Origin of the sequence: Alcaligenes nematophilus, from assembly GCF_026344155.1 — a bacterium.
Classification (GTDB): Bacteria; Pseudomonadota; Gammaproteobacteria; order Burkholderiales; family Burkholderiaceae_B; genus Alcaligenes; species Alcaligenes phenolicus.
Genome location: NZ_JAPKMZ010000001.1, coordinates 968,463 through 989,197 on the forward strand (window position 1 = coordinate 968,463; position 20,735 = coordinate 989,197).

Annotated in this window: 18 protein-coding genes; 11 read left to right on the top strand and 7 right to left on the bottom strand. The window is 56.3% G+C overall.

The features are described from left to right. Positions 1-53 precede the first annotated feature (53 nt). From OSH04_RS04585 to OSH04_RS04600, 4 genes are all read left to right on the top strand, one after another. Entirely contained in the window at positions 54-932 is an 879-nt protein-coding gene (locus tag OSH04_RS04585; protein ID WP_266108004.1) for a hypothetical protein, read from the top strand. Positions 933-1,039: 107 nt separating this feature from the next. Next, positions 1,040-1,918 carry a hypothetical protein gene (locus tag OSH04_RS04590; protein WP_143241162.1) on the top strand — a complete coding sequence of 293 codons (879 nt, stop codon included), beginning with the start codon at positions 1,040-1,042 and terminating at the stop codon, positions 1,916-1,918. A 12-nt stretch (positions 1,919-1,930) separates the two neighbouring features. Next, a complete protein-coding gene (locus OSH04_RS04595) occupies positions 1,931-2,455 on the top strand; it encodes a MarR family winged helix-turn-helix transcriptional regulator (RefSeq protein WP_266108005.1) in 525 nt (174 codons plus the stop codon). A 175-nt stretch (positions 2,456-2,630) separates the two neighbouring features. Next, on the top strand, positions 2,631-5,471 hold the full coding sequence (locus OSH04_RS04600; RefSeq protein WP_266108006.1) for a M16 family metallopeptidase: 2,841 nt from the start codon (positions 2,631-2,633) through the stop codon (positions 5,469-5,471). A gap of 115 nt (positions 5,472-5,586) precedes the next feature. On the opposite strand, the gene dnaJ is transcribed toward OSH04_RS04600, so the two are convergent. The 5 genes from dnaJ to hrcA form a co-directional block, all read right to left on the bottom strand. Continuing rightward, entirely contained in the window at positions 5,587-6,720 is a 1,134-nt protein-coding gene (gene dnaJ / locus OSH04_RS04605) for a molecular chaperone DnaJ (protein ID WP_009459542.1), read from the bottom strand. 102 nt (positions 6,721-6,822) lie between these two features. Beyond that, positions 6,823-8,748 carry a molecular chaperone DnaK gene (gene dnaK, locus OSH04_RS04610; RefSeq protein ID WP_035272098.1) on the bottom strand — a complete coding sequence of 642 codons (1,926 nt, stop codon included), beginning with the start codon at positions 8,746-8,748 and terminating at the stop codon, positions 6,823-6,825. A gap of 185 nt (positions 8,749-8,933) precedes the next feature. After that, positions 8,934-9,524 carry a nucleotide exchange factor GrpE gene (grpE, locus tag OSH04_RS04615; RefSeq protein ID WP_009459546.1) on the bottom strand — a complete coding sequence of 197 codons (591 nt, stop codon included), beginning with the start codon at positions 9,522-9,524 and terminating at the stop codon, positions 8,934-8,936. Positions 9,525-9,643: 119 nt separating this feature from the next. Beyond that, positions 9,644-10,726: a ferrochelatase gene (gene hemH / locus OSH04_RS04620; RefSeq protein ID WP_266108007.1), complete on the bottom strand. Its 1,083-nt coding sequence runs from the start codon at positions 10,724-10,726 to the stop codon at positions 9,644-9,646. Between the two features lie 63 nt (positions 10,727-10,789). Next, positions 10,790-11,803: a heat-inducible transcriptional repressor HrcA gene (hrcA, locus tag OSH04_RS04625; protein WP_009459549.1), complete on the bottom strand. Its 1,014-nt coding sequence runs from the start codon at positions 11,801-11,803 to the stop codon at positions 10,790-10,792. Between the two features lie 127 nt (positions 11,804-11,930). Here hrcA and OSH04_RS04630 point away from each other — a divergent pair, with 127 nt between their 5' ends. Then, positions 11,931-12,830, top strand: coding sequence for an NAD kinase (locus OSH04_RS04630; RefSeq protein WP_009459550.1), 900 nt, complete (start codon positions 11,931-11,933; stop codon positions 12,828-12,830). A 6-nt stretch (positions 12,831-12,836) separates the two neighbouring features. Beyond that, positions 12,837-14,486, top strand: coding sequence for a DNA repair protein RecN (recN, locus tag OSH04_RS04635; RefSeq protein WP_247966569.1), 1,650 nt, complete (start codon positions 12,837-12,839; stop codon positions 14,484-14,486). 175 nt (positions 14,487-14,661) lie between these two features. Here the strand turns inward: recN and fur are convergent, their stop codons facing one another. Next, positions 14,662-15,117 (bottom strand): ferric iron uptake transcriptional regulator, encoded by a 456-nt coding sequence (fur, locus tag OSH04_RS04640; RefSeq protein ID WP_035272094.1) that lies wholly within the window; start codon positions 15,115-15,117, stop codon positions 14,662-14,664. Positions 15,118-15,230: 113 nt separating this feature from the next. Here fur and OSH04_RS04645 point away from each other — a divergent pair, with 113 nt between their 5' ends. The 3 genes from OSH04_RS04645 (at position 15,231) to OSH04_RS04655 (ending at position 17,843) form a co-directional block, all read left to right on the top strand. After that, complete coding sequence (locus OSH04_RS04645) at positions 15,231-15,731, top strand: outer membrane protein assembly factor BamE (RefSeq protein ID WP_196784070.1); 501 nt, start codon at positions 15,231-15,233, stop codon at positions 15,729-15,731. A 25-nt stretch (positions 15,732-15,756) separates the two neighbouring features. Then, entirely contained in the window at positions 15,757-16,548 is a 792-nt protein-coding gene (dapB, locus tag OSH04_RS04650; protein ID WP_026483245.1) for a 4-hydroxy-tetrahydrodipicolinate reductase, read from the top strand. A gap of 476 nt (positions 16,549-17,024) precedes the next feature. Beyond that, positions 17,025-17,843 carry a sterol desaturase family protein gene (locus OSH04_RS04655; protein ID WP_009459555.1) on the top strand — a complete coding sequence of 273 codons (819 nt, stop codon included), beginning with the start codon at positions 17,025-17,027 and terminating at the stop codon, positions 17,841-17,843. Positions 17,844-17,857: 14 nt separating this feature from the next. On the opposite strand, the gene OSH04_RS04660 is transcribed toward OSH04_RS04655, so the two are convergent. Continuing rightward, positions 17,858-18,580, bottom strand: coding sequence for a GntR family transcriptional regulator (locus OSH04_RS04660; protein ID WP_026483247.1), 723 nt, complete (start codon positions 18,578-18,580; stop codon positions 17,858-17,860). Between the two features lie 136 nt (positions 18,581-18,716). Here OSH04_RS04660 and OSH04_RS04665 point away from each other — a divergent pair, with 136 nt between their 5' ends. Together OSH04_RS04665 and OSH04_RS04670 are read left to right on the top strand one after the other, a co-directional pair. Next, positions 18,717-19,442 (top strand): alpha/beta fold hydrolase, encoded by a 726-nt coding sequence (locus OSH04_RS04665; RefSeq protein ID WP_266108008.1) that lies wholly within the window; start codon positions 18,717-18,719, stop codon positions 19,440-19,442. Further along, positions 19,439-20,686 carry an iron-containing alcohol dehydrogenase gene (locus OSH04_RS04670; protein ID WP_266108009.1) on the top strand — a complete coding sequence of 416 codons (1,248 nt, stop codon included), beginning with the start codon at positions 19,439-19,441 and terminating at the stop codon, positions 20,684-20,686. The genes OSH04_RS04665 and OSH04_RS04670 overlap by 4 nt, the downstream gene beginning before the upstream one ends. Positions 20,687-20,735: the final 49 nt, after the last annotated feature.

Sequence of the window (20,735 nt, forward strand, 5' to 3'; positions counted from 1 at the left end):
CGCATCGCTACCTGAAATGGCTAAGCAATCCTGAACACTAGATGGAGTAAGTCATGATTACAAAGATACGCTTTGCATCCAGCAGGACCATTTTATTCAGCCTGCTGGGCCCCTTACTGGCGCTGTCTGCCCATGCTAGCGGACCGGCAATGGATCACCAAGCCCCCCCTTCAGTTTCAAATATTCCGGCACACCTTATTTCAACTGCAGAGGCGACCAGCCCAGCAGAAATGACGCTGAGAAACCTGGATAGAACTGTCGACATTATCTTTCCAAACAGACCTAACTACTTTCACCTGGAACAGCCACTCTTGGTAGAGGAGATTCGACAGATTTCGGATTACGAAAAACGCATATATGACGCCATTGACTTAGGTTATGTCGTTTCCAAAACAGGAGAAACAATCAACATTGTGTCAAGTGACGCTGTCGATATCCTGGAAGGACTTATTGAACAATCCGATCTGCCTTTCGGTCTGGGCGAAGCATCTGGCTTGCTCGTTCACAGCGTAGGCGATGCAATTGGCAGTGCTAGCGGATTGCTATATGACGCAACTGACACCCACTATCCATTAACGTCAGCCCTCAGTTACGTCACCGGCGGGGTGGCAGATGCAGCCACTGCTCTCTTACAGAACGACAATCAGCTGCAGTCTCTAAGTGTCTTGCCCACGAACAATGGCTTGTCAGCTCCAGCTGGACATCTGCTTGCTGGGCTGACGGGCAGCTTATCCGCAGTGAATGCTAATTCCACAGGCGTGCTAGCACCAGTGACCGTTTTGGCAGAGGGCCTGCTTCACCCGATTTCTCATCCCTCTACTAACGACTCCACAGGGGCAATCAACATCGTAGACAACAGCTCTGCAGACCAAAACGGGCTGCTAGCCCCCGTAACTGGGCTGCTCGGCGGTCTGCTGGGCGCTTCTCGCTGAACCGGACAGGAGAATGGGGCACACACCGCCCCATTCCCTAATCCCAGGACCTCTCTCATCTCCAGCAGAAATGTCTGAGCAATCCTGATCACTAGATGGAGTAAGTCATGACTACAAAGACACGCTTTGCATCCAGCAGGATCATTTTACTCGGCCTGACAGCGAGCCTGGTTTCACTAAGCGCGCAGGCTGACATCGTGGGTATCAACAGTCTGCCCCTGCCAGCATCCAGCACATTTGCTACGAGCTTGATGAATGTCGATCCAGCACTCGATAAAGCATCTCTAATGGAGCAGCCCAACGCCCTCCTCCCCGTTTTCGACTTATTTTATTACGCCACAGATTATGACCTGTTTTACAAGACGGCTGTCTATATAATAAGACAGGAAGTTGACGATCTGGCTCAAGAGCTTGAACTAACGTGGCTTCCCCTGAATGCAGGACAAACTGCCGGATCAGTACTCCACGTCGTTAGTGACACTGTTGGCAACGTTGGTGACCTGGTCAGAAATAATCCGGGCAGCCCTTACCCCATTAGCAGCACGCTTACCGATTTGACAGGCAGCCAAGCCAATGCAACAGGCGCTCTGCGTCAAGGTGGAGTTCAAGCACCTGCCAACAGCCGGCCGCTCGATGGTCTGGCAAGCAACAATCCTGGCAACGTAAATCTCCTCTCCCCCGTCACCAATCTGGTCAACGCTGCGGGCGGGGGCTTGCTCAACACCGACACAAGCAATAACGGCCTGCTTGCTCCGGTCAGCAATCTGCTGGGCGGACTGGCAGGCGGCTTGCCCAATACACCAGACAGCAATAATGGTTTGTTGACGCCTGTCACAGGCTTGCTGGGCAATATCTCGACCAGCCCCGTAAATAAGGCGCAGGCATCACTGCCTGCGGACAGCTCCACAACAACAGCAGCCAATAGCAGTTTGTTGAGCCCCGTCACGGGTCTGCTCAGCGGACTGCTGGGTGGCGCACCACATTAAGGATTTGTGCGTATGCCAGATAAACAGACACTGACCAGGACCTGGATCGACACCGATCCTCCGGATACGGTGCTGTCAGGGCATATGCGAGGCGACATTGTGCGCATGATGGTGCGTCAGTTCGATGTCTATATGGAAGCCAACAAGCACGAACTGGCACAAGAAGCGGGCCTGAGCCTGAACGAATACAAGGCACTGGAATTTGTACTGGAGCTCAAACACTTGTCGCCGGGCAGGCTGGCCCAGCTCCTGCACCTTAGCCCTAGTGGCAACCACGCCCTGATTACCCGGCTGGAGCACGCTGGTTATCTGACTCGCAAGCCACACCCTCGCGATGGACGCATGACTTGCCTCTACCCCAATCAGGAACGATGTAAACGCCTGATCGCCAATATGGAACACGCTGCGCAGCACATTATCAAGGCCACTGCTCAGCACAATCCGGGCCAACTGGCCGCCTTGCACGAGTTTTTGACCGGCAGCATCGGCCATCTCCGTCATGATGCGCTGCACAGACTCAAGCGCAAACCTGACTGAAGATCAGGGACCGGTTTCTTGCTGTTTTGCCCACCAGTACCCCTGGTGGGCTTTTTTTCGATGGTGCAGGACATTTGCGAGAGAAGTCGCCTACCCAGCCAAACGGCCCCATGCTACAAAAGACACTGGTCGGCTTGGCTGGCTTTTTCATCGCTAAAACCGTAAGGATGTGTTCATGAAACTCTCTGTACTGATTGCCGCCCTGCGCCTGCGCCATCTTGCAGGGGCTGCGCTGCTGTCCACTTCGCTGGCAGCCTATGCCCTACCCGCAGGTCTGGCCCAAGGCCCCTCTATCGAAGGCGTCACTCAATACACGCTGGACAATGGCTTGCGCCTTGTTCTGGCCCCAGACGATTCCAAACCTACGACCACCGTCAACATGACCTACCTGGTCGGCTCGCGACACGAGAACTATGGGCAAACCGGCATGGCTCACCTTCTGGAGCATATGCTGTTTCGCGGCACCCCCACCCTGCGCAATGCGCTGGGAGAATTTTCCAAACGTGGCCTGGAAGCCAACGGCACCACCTCCAGCGACCGTACCAATTACTTTGCCAGCTTCGCCGCTGATCCCGAGACCCTGAAATGGTATCTGGACTGGCAAGCCGACGTGATGGTCAACGCTCTGATCGACAAGCAGGATCTGGAAGCGGAAATGCCCGTGGTGCGCAATGAAATGGAAAGCGGTGAAAACAGCCCTTTCCGTGTTCTGATGCAAAAGCTGACAGCCGCTGCGTACCAATGGCATAGCTACGGCAAGACCACGATTGGCGCCCGCTCCGACGTCGAAAACGTGGATATTGAACAACTGCGCAAGTTCTACCACGACTACTATCAGCCCGATAATGCGGTGCTGTTTGTGACCGGGCAGTTCGACACCGATCAGACTCTGGAGCACATTGCCAAGGCCTTTGGCTCCATCCCAAAACCGACTCGCACGCTGCGCCCCGAATACACGGTTGAACCCGTGCAAGACGGTACCCGCACAGTCACCTTGCGCCGTCACGGTGGTGCGCCCTTGATCATGTCGCTGTACCACCTGCCCAGCGCTGCCAGCCCGGAATACATGGACTTGAGCCTGGGCATCAGCGCCTTGGGCGACACCCCCAGCGGACAGTTGTACAAGAATCTGGTCAACAAGAACCTGGCCACCAGCGTATTCAGCTTTGATTCCGAAAGCCACGATCCAGGCTACGCCCTGTTTGGTGCGGAGCTGAAACCTGATATGGATCAGCAAAAGGCCTTGAAGGTCATGAATGACACGCTGGAAGGCCTGGCCAAATCCCCGTTGAAAGATACGGACCTGGAGCGCATCCGCAGCCAGTGGATGACGGGCTGGACACAAACTTATGCCAACCCCTCCAGTCTGGCCAGCGCGTTATCCGAAGCCGCGGCCAGCGGCGACTGGCGTTTGTTTTTCCTGCAGCGCGACCGGGTAGAAGCCGCCAAGCTGCCCCAAGTTCAAAAGGCACTGGAAACCTGGTTAGTCGCCAGCAACCGCAGCAATGGCTTGTACATCCCCACAGAAAAACCGCTGCGCGCTCCTGAAGCCAGCACCGTTGATGTGGCCAAGCTGGTCCAGGACTACACCGGCAAGGATGGCGGCAAAACGGTAGAAGCCTTTGATCCTAGCCCTGCCAACATCATGGCCCGCACCGATCTGCAGCCCTTATCCTTGGGTAAGGATCTGGGCGAAGTGAAAATGGCCCTGCTGCCCAAGGGAACTCGCGCGGAACGCGTGGAGGCTCGCTTGTCCTTCAAGTTTGGTTCACCTGATCAGCTCAAGAACCAGACCGCTACCGCTGCAGCCGTCGCCAGCCTGCTGAGCACCGGTACCAAGAAACTGAACCGCGAACAGATTTCTGATCAGTTCACCGCCATGCAAACCCAGTTCAGCACCAGCGGCTCCAATGGTCGTCTGTACCTGAGCCTGTCCTCCAACCGCGAGAACCTGCCCAAAGCCATTGCTCTGGCGCTGGACGTGCTGCGCAACGCAAACTTCCCCGAGGACGAGCTGAAGAAATATCAGCAAGCCGTGGTCACCGATCTGAAATCGGCCAGCACTGAACCTGCTGCTTTGGCCAGCCAAGCGATTGAACGCTACACCAACCCATGGCCCAAAGACGATATCCGCTACACGCCCAGCTTTGAAGAAGGCATAGAGCGAGTCCAGGCGATTAACATCAAACAGGTGCGGGATTTCCATCAAAAATTCTACGGTACGGGTGATGTCGCCTTTAGCGCCGTGGGTGACTTTGACAAGGACGAGGTTCGCAAGGCGTTGGCCGATGGTTTGAAAGGCTGGCGCAAAGCCCCGACCTACCAGCGTCCGGACGATCCACTGCAGACCGTGGCTCCCAAGGTCTTTGACATCAACACGCCGGACAAGGCAAATGCCTTCTATCTGGCGGACCTGGGCCTGAAACTGCAAGACAGCGATGCGGACTTTCCGGCTGTCTACCTGGCAAACTACTTGCTGGGCCTGTCTGAAACCTCGCGCTTGTGGAACCGTGTGCGCGTAGAGGATGGCTTGTCCTACAACGTCCGCAGCCAGGTGGATGCGTCCAGCTATGAACCCAAGGGTTCGTGGACGGTCTATGCCATTCACGCTCCCAGCAATAGCGATAAGTTGAGCAAGACTATCGACGAGGTCCTGGCCCAAACACTGAAAGATGGCTTTAGCGAGCAAGAGGTCAAGGAAGGTGTGAATGCCTTGCTGAACTACCGCCGCTTGTCGCGCAGCCAGGACACCGTGGTCAGCAGTGCGTGGTTGAATTACCTGGACCTGGGCCGCAGCTTTGAATGGTCCGAGAAAATGGACCAGGATCTGCAAAAACTCAATGCGGAGCAAGTCAATGCGGTTTTGCGCAAATACCTGAAACCCAAGGAAATGGTCGTAGCGGTTGCCGCTGACCATGAGCGTCAAAAGCAAGGTGCCGCCACGCCAGCACCTGAAACCGCAGAACAGGCTCCGGTGACAGCGCCGGCTCCAGAGCCACTGGATGCCCAACCTTGATCAAGCCAGCAACCCCGCTTGCCTGAACTTTGAGCAGGCGTAAAAAAGCCCGGTACAAAAGTACCGGGCTTTTTACTTTCTACTTGGCGACTCCTTGCTGGAGCCCTGCCAGGATTCAGGAGAAGAAACCCTTCACCTTGTCCGTCCAGGATTCGCTTTTTGGCGAGTGCTTGACGCCACCATCGCTCAAGGCCTGTTCAAACTGACGCAGCAATTTCTTTTGCTCTTCGTTCAGACGTACAGGTGTCTCGATTTGAATGTGGCAGTACAAGTCACCGGGGTAGCTGGAACGCAAACCCTTGATACCCTTGCCACGCAAGCGGAAGGTCTTGCCCACTTGGGTGCCTTCAGGGATGGTGATTTCGCCACGCCCTGTCAGGGTAGGCACTTCCACCGTTCCGCCCAAGGCCGCCGTGGTAAAGGGGATGGTCAGTTCGCAATGCAGGTCCTCGCCATCACGCTGGAAAATACCGTGCGGCTTGATGCGGATTTCCACATACAAGTCACCGGCAGGACCACCGTTAACGCCAGGCTCACCATTGCCGCTGGAGCGAATGCGCATGCCATCATCAATACCGGCTGGAATCTTGACCTGCAAAGTCTTGGTCTTCTTGACCTTGCCTTCGCCGTGACACACCACGCAGGGATCAGGAATTTCCTTGCCGCTACCGTGACAGGTCGGGCAGGTTTGCTGCATGCTGAAAATGCCCTGCTGCATACGGACCGCGCCACTACCTTGGCAAGTGCGACAAGTCTGTGCAGAGGTACCGGGCTTGGCACCCGAACCCGAGCAGGTTTCGCAGTTTTCCCAGCTTGGTACACGAATTTCAGTATCAAAACCGGCTGCTGCCTGCTCCAGGCTGATATCCAGCGAATAGCGCAAGTCCGCGCCACGGTAAACCTGAGGGCCACCGCCACGACGTCCGCCGCCACCACCAAAGATTTCGCCAAATATATCGCCAAAGGCGTCTGCAAATCCGGCCCCGCCCATGCCGCCACCCATACCGCCCATGCCGGCATTGGGATCGACTCCGGCATGACCATAGCGGTCATAGGCTTCGCGTTTCTGTTCGTCGGACAGGATCTCGTACGCTTCCTTGGCTTCCTTGAACTTTTCCTCGGCGTCCTTGCTATCCGGATTACGGTCAGGGTGGAACTTCATGGCCAGCTTGCGATACGCCTTGCGGATTTCATCCTGCGTCGCATTTTTGGCCACACCGAGAATTTCGTATAAATCGCGTTTTGCCATGTTTGATTAACGACGTCCAAACGCCGCTGTTTGAATAATAATGCCCGATCTCCAGCGTATGCCGCCAAAGATCGGGCCAGGGAACCTTATTCAGGCTCGCAATTACTGATCGCGTTTGACTTCTTTAAAGTCAGCGTCGACCACGTTCTCGTCGGCGGGCTGCTGGGCTGTGCCTTCAGCACCTTCCTGTGCTGCGGCTTGAGCCTGCATGTCGGCGTACATCTTCTCGCCCAGTTTCTGCGAGGCCACACCCAGTGCTTCCACCTTGGCGTCGATGGCTTCCTTATCGCCTTCTTTCAGAGTTTCCTCCAGATCAGCGATGGCCTTCTCGATGGCTTCTTTCTCTTCCGCTTCCAGCTTGTCGCCGTAGTCCGTCATGGACTTGCGGGTAGAGTGAATCAAAGCCTCGGCCTGGTTGCGTGCAACAGCCAGCTCAGCGATGCGGTGGTCTTCTGCTGCGTTGACCTCGGCATCTTTCACCATGCGCTCGATCTCCTCGTCGGACAAACCGGAGTTTGCCTTGATGGTGATCTTGTTCTCTTTGCCTGTGCCCTTGTCTTTGGCGGACACGTGCAAGATACCGTTGGCGTCGATGTCGAAGGTCACTTCAATCTGTGGCAGGCCACGTGCTGCTGGTGGAATGCCTTCCAGGTTGAACTCGCCCAGAGCCTTGTTACCGGCAGCGATTTCACGCTCGCCCTGGAACACCTTGATGGTCACAGCAGGCTGGTTATCGTCAGCCGTGGAGAACACTTGCGAGTGACGCGTAGGAATCGTGGTGTTCTTCTGGATCATCTTGGTCATGACGCCACCCAGGGTTTCAATACCCAGGGACAGAGGAGTCACGTCCAGCAACAAGACGTCAGTACGATCGCCGGACAACACGGAACCTTGAATGGCTGCACCAGCGGCAACAGCTTCGTCAGGGTTGATGTCTTTACGTGGGTCACGGCCAAAGAACTCTTTAACGCGCTCTTGCACCTTGGGCATACGGCTCATGCCGCCGACCAGGATCACGTCGTCGATTTCCGAAACCTTCACGCCCGCATCCTTGATGGCAACACGGCAAGGCTCGATCGTGCGTTCGATCAGGTCTTCAACCAGCGCTTCCAGCTTGGAGCGAGTGATCTTCAGGTTCAAGTGCTTGGGACCGGAAGCGTCTGCCGTGATGTAAGGCAGGTTGATTTCGGTCTGCTGCGTGGAAGACAGTTCGATCTTGGCTTTTTCAGCGGACTCTTTCAGGCGCTGCAAGGCCAGCACGTCTTTGGACAGATCAACGCCGCTTTCTTTCTTGAACTCGTCAATGATGTAGTCGATGATGCGCTTGTCAAAGTCTTCGCCGCCCAGGAAGGTGTCACCGTTGGTGGAGAGCACTTCGAATTGCTTCTCACCGTCGATGTCGGCGATTTCGATGATGGACACGTCAAACGTACCGCCACCCAAGTCGTACACAGCGATCTTGCGATCACCCTTGTCAGCCTTGTCCAGACCGAAAGCCAAAGCTGCGGCGGTAGGCTCGTTAATGATGCGCTTGACTTCCAGACCGGCAATGCGGCCTGCGTCCTTGGTTGCCTGACGCTGGCTGTCGTTAAAGTAAGCAGGCACGGTAATCACGGCCTCGGTTACTTCTTCGCCCAGGTAGTCTTCGGCGGTTTTCTTCATTTTGCGCAAGATGTCGGCGGACACTTGCTGAGGTGCCATCTTCTTGCCTTGAGCTTCCACCCATGCGTCGCCGTTGTCGGCGGCAGTGATGGTGTAAGGCACGTGCTCGATGTCTGTCTGAACTGCCTTTTCAGTGAACTTACGACCGATCAAGCGCTTGACAGCGAAGATAGTGTTGGTGGGGTTGGTGACCGCCTGGCGTTTGGCAGGAGCGCCAACCAGGATTTCGCCATCCTGCATGTAAGCCACGATGGAAGGGGTCGTACGACCGCCTTCGGCATTTTCGATAATACGAACCTGGTCGCCATCCAACACCGATACACAGCTATTGGTGGTTCCAAGGTCAATACCAATGATTTTGCCCATGATTTTTTACCTGACTAAAAGATTGATTGCGAAAGCAAATTATTTGATGAAATGCATATGGGGAACTCTGCGTGCATTTCAAGAGCAATGGCCTTATTTTTTTACCGTGCAAGCGGCTGATCCGAAAAAGCAGTCAAAAACGCCTTGATTCCGGACAGCCTGCGCGCACAGACAGGCTGGCTCTATTACTTGGGGGCCGACACCATCACCAAGGCGGGACGCAACACGCGATCCGAAATGGTGTAGCCCTTTTGCAGCAACTGAGCCACTGCGCCTTCTTCAAACTCCGAAGGTACGGCCGAAATGGCTTGGTGCAGGTGCGGATCAAACTTGTCACCGGCTTGGGGAGCCACTTCTTTCAGGTTGTTGCGCTCAAAAGCCTTGTTCAGTTGACGCAAGGTAGTTTCCACGCCTTCTTTCCAGGCGTCCGTGCTTTGCTCGGTCTGGGCCAGAGCCGCTTCCAGGCTGTCACGCACGGGAATCAGGCTTTCAGCAAAGGACTCGGTGCCGAACTTGCGGGCTTTAGAGACATCATCCTCCGCACGGCGGCGAATGTTTTCCACTTCGGCCTTGGCACGCAGCAGCTGGTCGTAGTACTGCGACACTTTTTCCTGGGCCTGAGCCAACTCGGTGGCCAGATCAGCCGAACTTTCTTCGGGCTGCTGAGCCAAAATCTCTGGCTGCTCGTGCTCGGGGGTGCCCTGTTGTGCCTGTTCAGGCGTGTTTTCCGTCACTTCCCCGTCCAGAGGCTTATTGGGATCGGCATGTGTAGCCATTCGATGTATCTCCACTACAGAATTCGTTGATCGCATAAAAATGGGGGCATCTGCCCCCAGTTCAAGACCCGCCTGCATATTTTGCTGGCCAGTCCCTTGGAAAACGTCCAATACCGCTATCAGGCTGGCACCAGACGGCTGGGCAACCAGCCTCCCAGATGCTGCACGGCCAGCCGTCCCAGACCCTCAATCCATTGCGGATCGTCATTCAGGCAAGGTATGTAATGGAACTCGCGGCCACCTTCTTCCAGGAAAGCGTCGCGGCATTCCACCTGGATTTCTTCCAGCGTCTCCAGACAATCGGCCAGAAAACCGGGGCAGACGGCATCCACACGCCCCACGCCCTGCTTGCCCCATTCGCGCAAGGTGGGCTCGGTATAGGGTTCCAGCCAGCGCTGCGCACCAAAGCGACTTTGAAATGCCATATGCACTTCTACAGCAGGCTCATCCAGCGCCGCACGCAAGGCATCCGCTGTTTCACGGCAGTCACGGTAATAAGGGTCGCCCAGCTCCACGCAGCGGCGCGGCAAGCCGTGAAAGCTCAATAGCAGACGCTCTGGCTTGCCATGTTCATCCCAGTAGCGGCGTATCTGTGCCGCCAGCGGGCCAATGTAGTCCGGGTGCGTATGGTAACGCTTGAGGAAGCGCAGCTCAGGTTGATTGCGCTGTTTTCCAAGGTGCTCCGCCACGCAATCCACCGCCGTAGCCGTGGTGCTGGCTGCATACTGCGGGTACAGGGGCAAGCTCAAGATTCGTTCGCAACCCGCTGCTTTCAATTTATCCAGACCACTAGCAATGGACGGGTTGCCATAACGCATACCCAGCTCCACCTTCACATCATGGCCTTGCGATTGCAGCAGCTCTTGCAGGCCATCGGCCTGTGCCTGGCTGTAGACCAGCAAGGGCGCGCCTTGTGGCAACCAGATATCCCTGTAGCGCGGTGCCAGCTTGCTGGGGCGGCGCGGCAAGATGAACAGACGCAGAATAATCTGCCAGACCGGCTGCGGAATCTCAATGACCCGAGGATCAGACAGAAACTCACCCAGATAGCGACGAATGGACGCAGCATCGGGCTGGTCCGGCGTGCCCAGATTGACCAGCAAGATACCGATGGACCCGGCCTCGCGTACCGGAGCCTGATCATTGAACATATCGGCGTCCTGCGCTTCGGGCAAATAAGGAGAAGCAAACAACTTGGGCATGATGATTAGTACGTTAGACAGCCAGATGGCCCTCAGCCCAACAGCAGGCCGAAGGTCCATCCCTTAACTGGCAGAGTGATGGCTCAAGGCATTGGACAATAGCCGGGCCGTAATGTCCACGATAGGAATCACACGATCATACGCCATCCGCGATGGCCCGATCACACCCAGCGTGCCCACGACCTTGCCATCCACGCCATACGGCGCAGTAATGACGGACACATCGTCCAAAGGCAAAAGCTGGGAGTCTCCGCCTATATAAATCTGTACGCCATCGGCCTGGCTGGAAACATCCAGCAGGTGCAGCAGATCGGTTTTTTTCTCGAACAGGGAAAACAGGCGGCGTAAACGGTCCATATCCGCCACCATTTCCGTCACGTTCAACAACTTGCTTTCTCCAGCGATCACCACGGCTTCTTCACTATCGGGCTGATGGCTACCCACATCCACCGCTTGTTGCATCAGGCGCGAAATGTCCGCCTGCAAGGAGCTGAGTTCCTGCGACAAGGCCAGCTTGACCGACTCGAAGGACATGCCCGAGAAATGCTGATTGAAGAAGTTGCTGGCCTCAACCAGCTCCTGCTCCAGATAATCGCGCGGCACGAACAGAATGCGGTTTTGCACATCACCATCCGGCGTGACGATAATCAGCAACACCCGTTTGTCAGACAGGCGAATAAATTCAATCTGCCTGAAAGTCTGGGCTTTTTTCGGCGCCAGCACCACACCGGCAAACTGCGACAGATTCGACAGCAAGGAAGCGGCAGAACTGACCGCCCGGTTGGGCTCGTCAAAAGGCAGGTACTGGCTAAGGTTGCGTGCATCGGGCCGCTCGAAACGCTCGGCAGCCAGGAGGCGATCCACAAACAGGCGATAGCCTTTGGGCGTAGGAATGCGCCCCGCCGAGGTGTGGGGGCTATGAATCAGGCCCAGGCCTTCCAGCTCGGCCATCACATTACGAATCGTGGCCGGGGAAAAATCAAAAATGGTCGATAAGGTACGGGACCCTACCGGCTGACCATCGGCGATGTAACGCTCGATCAGCACTTTCAACAAGGCATTTGCTCTGTCATCCATGTCGCGTACGTCACTTAAAAACACCAGCTCTGCATGATAAAGGGGAGAATCTTACAGCCAAGCCTAGAGTGGCAACTCTATAATCCACTGATCGCCATTATTTCATCAATCATAAGGTTTTCGCCCCATGCATTTCAAAACGGTTGCCATTGTTGGCAGATACCAGGACTCCGGCTTGGATGCGCCCATCCGATCGCTGGCTAAAACCCTGGTCAACACTGGTTGCTCGGTGCTGCTTGAGGCCACAACCGCCCAGAATGCCGGTATTACCGAATTCCCCATCGGCGATTATGCCCAAATTGGCGAGCGCGCCGATCTGGCTATCGTGATGGGCGGGGATGGCACCATGATAGGCGCTGCGCGCGAATTAGCCCACAGCAAGGTTCCCCTGATTGGGATCAACCACGGCCGCCTGGGCTTCATTACCGACATTCCCCTGGATGACGCCAACGACGCCTTGCTGCGCGTGCTGAAAGGCGAATACGACATTGAAGAGCGCTCCATGCTGGAAGGCCGCGTGGTGCGTGACGGGCAAGTGCTGTATTCAGGCGTGGCCCTGAACGATGTGGTCATCAACCGTGCCGGGCGCGGCGGCATGATCGAGCTGCGTGTCGAGCTTGACGGCGTATTCATGTACCGCCAGCGCTCCGACGGCCTGATCATCTCCACCCCCACGGGCTCCACGGCCTATGCGCTGGCGGCCAGTGGTCCCTTGCTGCACCCTTCCCTGAAGGCATTTTTGCTGGTCCCCGTTGCTCCGCAAACCCTGTCGCACCGCCCTATCGTGCTACCCGACACAGGCACCCTGAACTTGACCATTACGGCTCTGGGCCGGGTGGAATCGGGTGGCAGCGTGCACTTTGACATGCAAACCTGGTCGGACTGTCAGCAGGGAGACCGCATTGACGTGCGTCGCTCCCAGGACACCATTCGCTTTATCCATCCCAAGGGCTACAGCTTTTTTTCCACCCTGCGTCAGAAGCTGGGCTGGAATCACATCCCTTTGCCTAACGACGAAAACGAATAAACCCCTATGCTCCGTACCCTGCACGTTCGAGACTTTGTGATCGTGGATCAAGCCACGATTGATTTCGACTCCGGCTTCACGGTTTTTTCCGGAGAGACCGGCGCTGGTAAATCCATTCTGATTGACGCGCTCTCCCTGGTGCTGGGGGCACGCGGCGATGCCAAAGCCATCCGCGAGGGCTGTCCGCGCACTGAAGTCAGCGCGCACTTCGATTGTGAACAAGACATTCAAAGCTGGCTGCGCGAGCGTGACTTCGATGTCGCGGACGAGTTGATCTTGCGTCGACTGATCGACCAGCAAGGTCGCAACCGCAGCTACATCAATGGCAGCGCTGCAACCCTGACTCAATTGCGCGAGCTGGGTGAATTGCTGGTGGATATTCACGGTCAGCACGCTCATCAAAGTCTGATGAACCCTCAAAGCCAATACGATCTGCTCGACAGCCAAGGCGGCCATTTACCCCTGGCGCGCCAAGTGGCGCAGTCCTGGCAGCAATTGAGCCAGGCACGCAAAGCCGTCGAACAGGCCAGTCAAAGTGCTGAGCAGGGCAAACGAGAGCAGGAGCGTCTAGAGTGGCAGATCAACGAGCTGTCCAGCCTGAATCTGCGTGCTGGTGAATGGGACCAGTTGCAACAAGAACACACCCGCCTGTCCCATGCCCAGGCCTTGATTGACGGCAGTGCCTTGGCCCTGACGGCTCTGGATGGCGAGGAAACCTCGGTACAGCAACTGCTGGGCAAAGCCAGCCACGAAATGAGCGCCCTGCTGCGTCATGACCCAGGCCTGCAAGCGATTGTGGATGCCTTGGAGTCGGCACAAATTGCCGTCACCGAAGCAGCTTCGGACTTGAACAGTTATCTAAGCGATATGGAGCTGGACCCCGAGCGTCTGGCGCAGGCAGAAGAACGGGTTTCTGCCATTTTCAGTGCCGCACGCAAGCTGAAAGTGGAGCCCGAAGAACTGCCCAGCCTGCTGGAAACCTGGCAGGAACAGCTGGCACAACTGCAACAGTCTTTTGATCTGGAAGCCTTGCAAGCCAAGGCTCAGCAGGCTGAAAAGCAGTACCAGGAGCTAAGTAGCAAGCTAAGTGCCGCAAGACGCAAAACCAGTGTGCAACTGAGCAAACAGGTCAGCCAGGCGATGCAGTCCATGGCCATGCAAGGCGGTCGCTTCGAGGTCGCCCTGACCGCTTGCACACCTCAGGTTCACGGCGCAGAGCAGGTGGAGTTTCTGGTGGCTGGTCACGAAGGGGTAACACCACGTCCGCTGGCCAAAGTGGCCTCGGGTGGTGAGCTGGCCCGAATTTCCCTGGCACTGTCTGTTATCGCCAGCCAGGCAGCCCGCGTGCCTACCTTGATTTTTGACGAGGTGGATACGGGTGTCGGTGGCGCGGTGGCCGAAGTGGTGGGACGCTTGCTGCAAGAGTTGGGGGCACGTCATCAGGTCTTGTGTGTGACCCACCTGCCCCAAGTGGCCGCTTGCGGCAACCATCATTTGAAGGTCGAGAAAACGACCGAGCAAGGTCAGACCTTTTCCTCTATCCGTCCTTTGACGCAAGACGAACGCGTGGACGAAATCGCCCGCATGCTGGGTGGTCTGGAAATTACACAAACAACGCGTGAACATGCGCGGGAAATGCTGGCACGTCAGCGTTAAGCAATTTTGAAACGCAAGCTAAACCACCAGCGCCGAAGCAGCTGGTGGTTTTTTTGTATCCAATCGTGAGGCCCTATGATCCGGATCTGATTGTTCTTTGAATTTTCAGGATGCCGCCCTGGCTATCCTGCCCCCAATCATCAGATCCCGCACCGGCGGACCCTCTACAAAGGGATTAACTGCGCAAAGTAGGCTTGGCCTGCTTGCCTGCTTCCGAGCACTTGGGGCAAATGCCGTACAGCAGCATGGTATGGCTCTCCAGCACAAAACCGTGGTCTTTGGCGACCTGGTGCTGGCGGGCTTCGATATTGCTGTCGGTAAACTCTTCCACAACGCCACAATTGGTGCAGATCAGGTGATCGTGGTGATCGCCGTCATTCAGTTCAAAGACGGCTTTGCCGCCGTCAAACTGGCTGCGCACCAAAATGCCGGCTTGCTCGAACTGGGTCAACACACGGTAAACCGTGGCCAAACCAATATCGACTTCTTCGGCAATAAGCAGGCGGTATACGTCTTCAGCGCTCAGGTGGCGTTGACCGTCCTGGTCGGAGCGGCGAAAAATATCCAGAATCTTCAGGCGCGGAAAAGTCGCCTTAAGCCCCATGTTCTTCAGTTCATTTTGATCGTTCATGGCTAAATTATCGCATCTTGATGGGGATGGATCTCAAGTCCGTCCTGGTTGAAAACCAGCTCGTCTTGAGGCGGTTCAATGCGCAATTCATGCGCTTTTTCCTAAACCCTTATATGATAACGATTTTATTCCTACTGGGGCATTTCGTGCAGAAGAAGGCCAATTCATTCACTCCTGTCATCCGCGCCATACTCGCAGCCAGCCTGGCTGCCGCCGCCCTGAGCGCCTGCGGATCCTCTAAATGGGGCTTCCCATACCGCGCCGACATTCAGCAGGGGAACTGGATCACTGCCGAGCAAGTGGCCCGCCTGCAATCGGGGATGACACGCGAACAGGTTCGTTACCTGCTGGGTTCGCCCACCTTGCAGGACATTTTCCACGCCGACCGTTGGGACTACCCTTACCTGAACAAGCCTGGCTACGGCAAGAGCGAGCAGCGCACCTTTACCGTCTGGTTTGAAGGCGACACTCTGGTTCGCTGGGAAGGCGACGAGCAACCTGACCGCCAGCCCTTCGAGCGCAGCGACACAGGCAAGAAACACACCCCGCCCCCCGCTGACGCCGACCAAGCCGCCCCAACGCCCAGCGTGAGCGGCAACCAGCCCACGCTTTAAGCTTTACGTTAAGGACACTGGATACATGCGCATTGCCATTGCTGGCGCAGACGGCCGAATGGGCCGTATGCTGATTGAAGCTGTTTTGAACAGTACCGACCTGACACTGGCCGCGGCCTTGGACCACAGCGGCTCCAAAGCCATTGGTCAGGACGCAGGAGCCTTTCTGGGTAAAGACACAGGTATCAAAGTCACGGACGACCTGAACGCCCTGGCCCAGGCAGATTGCCTGATCGACTTCACCCGCCCTGAAGGCACCATGGCCCATCTGGACGCCTGCATGCAGCACGGCACCCGTCTGGTCATTGGCACCACCGGTTTTTCCGAAGCAGAGAAACAACAGATTCTGGCGGCTGGCCGTGAAATTGCTATTGTCTTCGCTCCGAACATGAGCGTAGGCGTCAATGCCACCCTGAAGTTGATTGAAATGGCGGCTGCCTTGCTGAACCAGGGCTACGACGCCGAGGTGTTTGAGGCCCACCACCGCAACAAGGTGGATGCGCCATCGGGTACAGCTCTGGCTATGGGCGAAGCCATTGCCAAAACCTGGGGTGAATCCCTGAACGATGTCGCTGACTGGGCCCGTCACGGCCACACCGGTGCCCGTCAGGATGGCCGCATTGGTTTCTCCGTCGTCCGTGGTGGCGATATTGTGGGCGACCACACCGTTTTTTTCTGCGGCGAAGGCGAGCGCATCGAAATCTCGCACCGCTCCAGCAGCCGTGCTGGCTATGCCAACGGCAGCCTGCGTGCAGCCCGTTTCCTGGGCGATAAAAACACTGGCCTGTACAACATGCAAGACGTGCTGGGCCTGTAAGTTCCTGACTTGCAAACGCTCTGACCAAAAGCCGGCTTTCGAGCCGGCTTTTTTTATCTTCGCTTAACAGAGCCTCCTCCTGTTGGCTACTTTCCGAAAGTGGCCACTCTGGATTGATCTGACCAGCACCTATCCCTTTGCCTTTGCCTTTGTCCCTACTCTTTACCTTGCTTTGTCCTTCACTCGTCCTTTCCTCTCCTGCTCCAGCCTTGATCCAGTGTGTCCCGTCTTGTCCCTTCCCAACTCGCCTCATCACAAAAAAAGCAGCTCCAAGTTCGCCAGTAAAACTGTAAAACCAGCCCTGAACCCAGCCTGAAAAACTGCTCCACCAAACGCTGTGGCGGGCTCTCCCCTTAAGTCGCCCCCTTGTCACATTCCCTCCCCCCTGTTTTCCCTGCTTGACGCAGAAAAAAATATCACTAATATGTCAGTTGGATATTTAAAGAATAAACCTTTTCCCGCAGGAGACAACCGACATGATGAGCGAACGCCAACGCAAGTTCCGAGAGGACTACAAATCCAACATCAGCCCCGCCTACAACGGCATTGTTCACGTGGTAGTGACCTATATCGTGGGCTTGGCAGCGATTTACTACAGCATCACCCAGCTAGGCCCGGTAGGTTGGGAATGGCTGATTGTGATCCCCGTTTTTCTGGCGGGTAATTTTGTTGAATGGGCCATGCACCGTTATGTGATGCACCGACGCATCAACATCATTGGCTTGCGGGAAATCTACGAACGCCACACCCGCCAGCATCACCAGTACTTCACCGACAACGAAGCCACAATTGATTCCAGCAAGGAGTTCCGGATTGTGTTTTTCCCCTGGCGCGTTCTGGCCACGTTGGGGGTAGGCGGCGGGATTCTGGGCTGGCTGGCCGCAACCATCATCAACCCCAATGCAGGCTATTTTGTATTCATGACCATGGTGGCGCAGTACCTGGTGTACGAGGCCTTTCACTACTGCTGTCATGTGCATGAGAACAGCTTTGTACGCAATATGCCCTTCATCAACACCATTCGCCGCCACCATACCGCCCACCATAATCAGGGCATCATGATGAAGTACAACATGAACCTGACGTTCCCGATCGCCGACTGGGCCATGGGCACTACGGATCTGCGTCGCGGTCTGCTTGGCCACCTGTTCAATGGCTATAGCGAAAAGCACGTCAAGGAAGAGCTCAAGCCCATTATTCGCCGTTTCCGTTTTGAAGATACTGGCGACACCACGGACGGCCCGGCCTTGAAAAAAGAAGAGGCCCACGCCCTTGAGCGTGGTCTGGCCAGCTAAGACCCTGCCTGTCCTTACAAGCTGGAAATCAGGGTCGTGCGGGCGAGTTCTTCGATGTAGTCCATCAAGAGATCCAGGCTTTGACCGGCCTGGTCCATATCGCCCCCGGCAATGGACATCGCCAAGTTGGCATGCAGTCTGCCCATCTCCGTTAAATCCGGATTTTGCTGATAGTGGCAGAACCAGAAACGACGGGATAGCCCATGTGTCAGACGCATCGCTGCCTCGGCAAACTCATTGCGAGCCGCCTCGATTTCCAGCTCATTCAACCGTCGATCTGCCCGGATAAAACTGACTTCATCGTTCTGGGTGGCTGCTTCCAGGAAAGCATCATGCAAGCTCTTGAATTGCTCGCGTTGATCGCGTGTCGCCCGTTTGGCCGCACTACGGCAGATCAGACGCTCGATCTCCCGTCGCGTCTCGATCAGGCGCAGTTGCTTGGGCATGTCCAGCTCTGGAATCAACAGCCCACGCTGCGGCAAGACCAGCATCAAATGTTCGCGTGCCAGCCGTTGAATAGCCTCCCGAATCGGCGTGCGGCCAATCTCGAACATCTGGCTCAAGGTCAGCTCGGACACGATGCTGCCCGGCGGCAGCTTCAGGGTAATGATGGCTTCTTCCAAACGCTCATAAGCAATGTCTGTGAGCTTGGGCTTGGGTTCCGTCAAGGCCTTGATGTCCAGCACCTCATCTTGAGCCTGCCCTTTTCCCGCTACCTTCCGCTTGCTTGTAACCATGCTGACCCTGCCTTTAAAACGCAGCGTTTGCTGCTGACACCCAAACTCTGACGCCTGCTCTGGCCCTGCAAGTACAAGGCCGGAACTGGGCAACAGCCTCATATCTTAGTTGTATTTATCTACTCCAGGAAGCCACATGAGCATTGCCTGCGATTCAAAACCGACCACCATCATTGCCGTGCATGGGATTCAGGGCACCCATCGCAGCTGGCTGCCAGTGGTCAACGCCAGCTCGAATTTGATGTCCTGGCACACCCCGGACTTGCGAGGCCGAGGCGATACCTTTCGTGGCTCCAGCCAGGAAGATTACGGGCTGGACGGCTTTGTGCAGGATCTACGCGCCAGCATTCAAGCCTTGCCTGAACACACACCCTATGTCCTGGCAGGCTGGAGCCTGGGCGTCTCAGTGGTGCTGCAAACCTATCTGACTTTACTGGACGAACAGGCCCCCCTGCCTCAAGCCCTGCTGTTGTTATCGGGCACAGCCAGCCTGAACCGGACTCAATGGTTCAAGGCCCAGGACACGCCTGCCTTGCTGCAAGAAATTGCAGAACGGGAACAGCGCCTGGGCCTGCTGGAGGCCGCAGGTCATCAAGATGTGGCCTGGACCTGGCTGGCTAATCGGCACCACGACCTGTATGCGCAACTTCCCCGTATTTCCATCCCCTCTTTGATCATCCATGGCGAACAGGATCAGGACTGTCCCATTGAGCACGCCCACCGGTTGGCACAGGCACTGCCACAAGCCACCTTGCACAGCCTGCCTGATGCGGGCCACAGCATCCTGGGCTCACACACTGAACTGATCGCCTCATTGATAGACCCCTTCTGCTCTCTACACACCGCAAGGACTGCCGTATGAACACGCACGTTTTCTTTTGCCCACCACCCCGCACCCTGATGGGACGCGGCTGCCGCCATGAACTACCTGCCTTGATTGCGCACTTGGGCTGGCGTCGCGGCTTATTGATTACCGACCGTTTTTTCACCATTCAAACCACCTGGGTTCAGGACCACATCGCCGCCTGTAGAGAACAGGGAATTGAACTTGTGGTTTTTGATGGGGGCGAGCCAGATCCTTCCACTACCTTATGTGATCAGGCCACGCTGCAAGTACGTGCCCACCTGGCCGATCACCCTATCGATTTCGTATTGGCGTTGGGCGGCGGCAGCAATATAGATCTGGCTAAAGCCCTGTGTCTGACCGTCCCCACCGGGGAGCCCATACGCACCTACAGCGGGACCTGGCCCGCCCACACCAAGCCCTTGCCCTTGATCGCCCTGCCCACCACCTCCGGCACGGGATCAGAAGCAACACCGGGAGCCATTCTGGTCGACCCCGACAATGCCACCAAAATTGCCGTCATGGGCAATTCGCTGCGTCCCGCCATTGCAGTCATCGATCCGGAACTCAGCGATAGCTGCCCACCCCGCATCACTGCCGACGCCGGTATTGATGCCCTGACCCACGCGATTGAATCCTTTGTGACGCAGGATGCCAGCCTGTTTGATCGTGGTGGCAGCCCCGACCCTGGCTATAGTGGCCGATCCAGCCTGACCATGATGTTTGCACGCGAGTCCATACGCCTGTGCGGCCAATACATGCTGCGAGCCTATCGCGACGGCACCGACACTGAGGCCCGTGATGGCATGGCCAGCGCCAGCTACTATGCCGCCCTGTCCTACGGCACGGCAGGTCTGAATGCGGTGCACGGCATTGCCTACGCACTGGCAGGTTTGACGCATCAATCTCACGGCACCACCAATGCCGTGCTGCTGCCCTACGTTCTGGACGAACTGCGTGAAACCCGCGCCTCGGAATTGCTGGAAGTCGCCCAACTACTGGGCATGCCAACCGGCAAGCCGGAAGATACCTTACTGGCCCTGCCTGCCTATGTGCGGTCGCTGGTCGAGCAACTGGACATCCCCTCTGACCTGAGCCAATGCAGCGTACAGGAGCATCAGCTGGAGCGCCTGTTGAGCGACGCCCTGCAAGTGACTCGTCTTGCCAAAGCCTTCCCGGTTGCTGACTGCACCAGCGCCTATCAACGCATTATTCAACACGCTTTTGAGGGCTCTTTAGCCGGAGCACTGACCCACAATTAATTAGCCAGCTAAGTACATACCATTATTTAATCTTAAAATAGATACCACT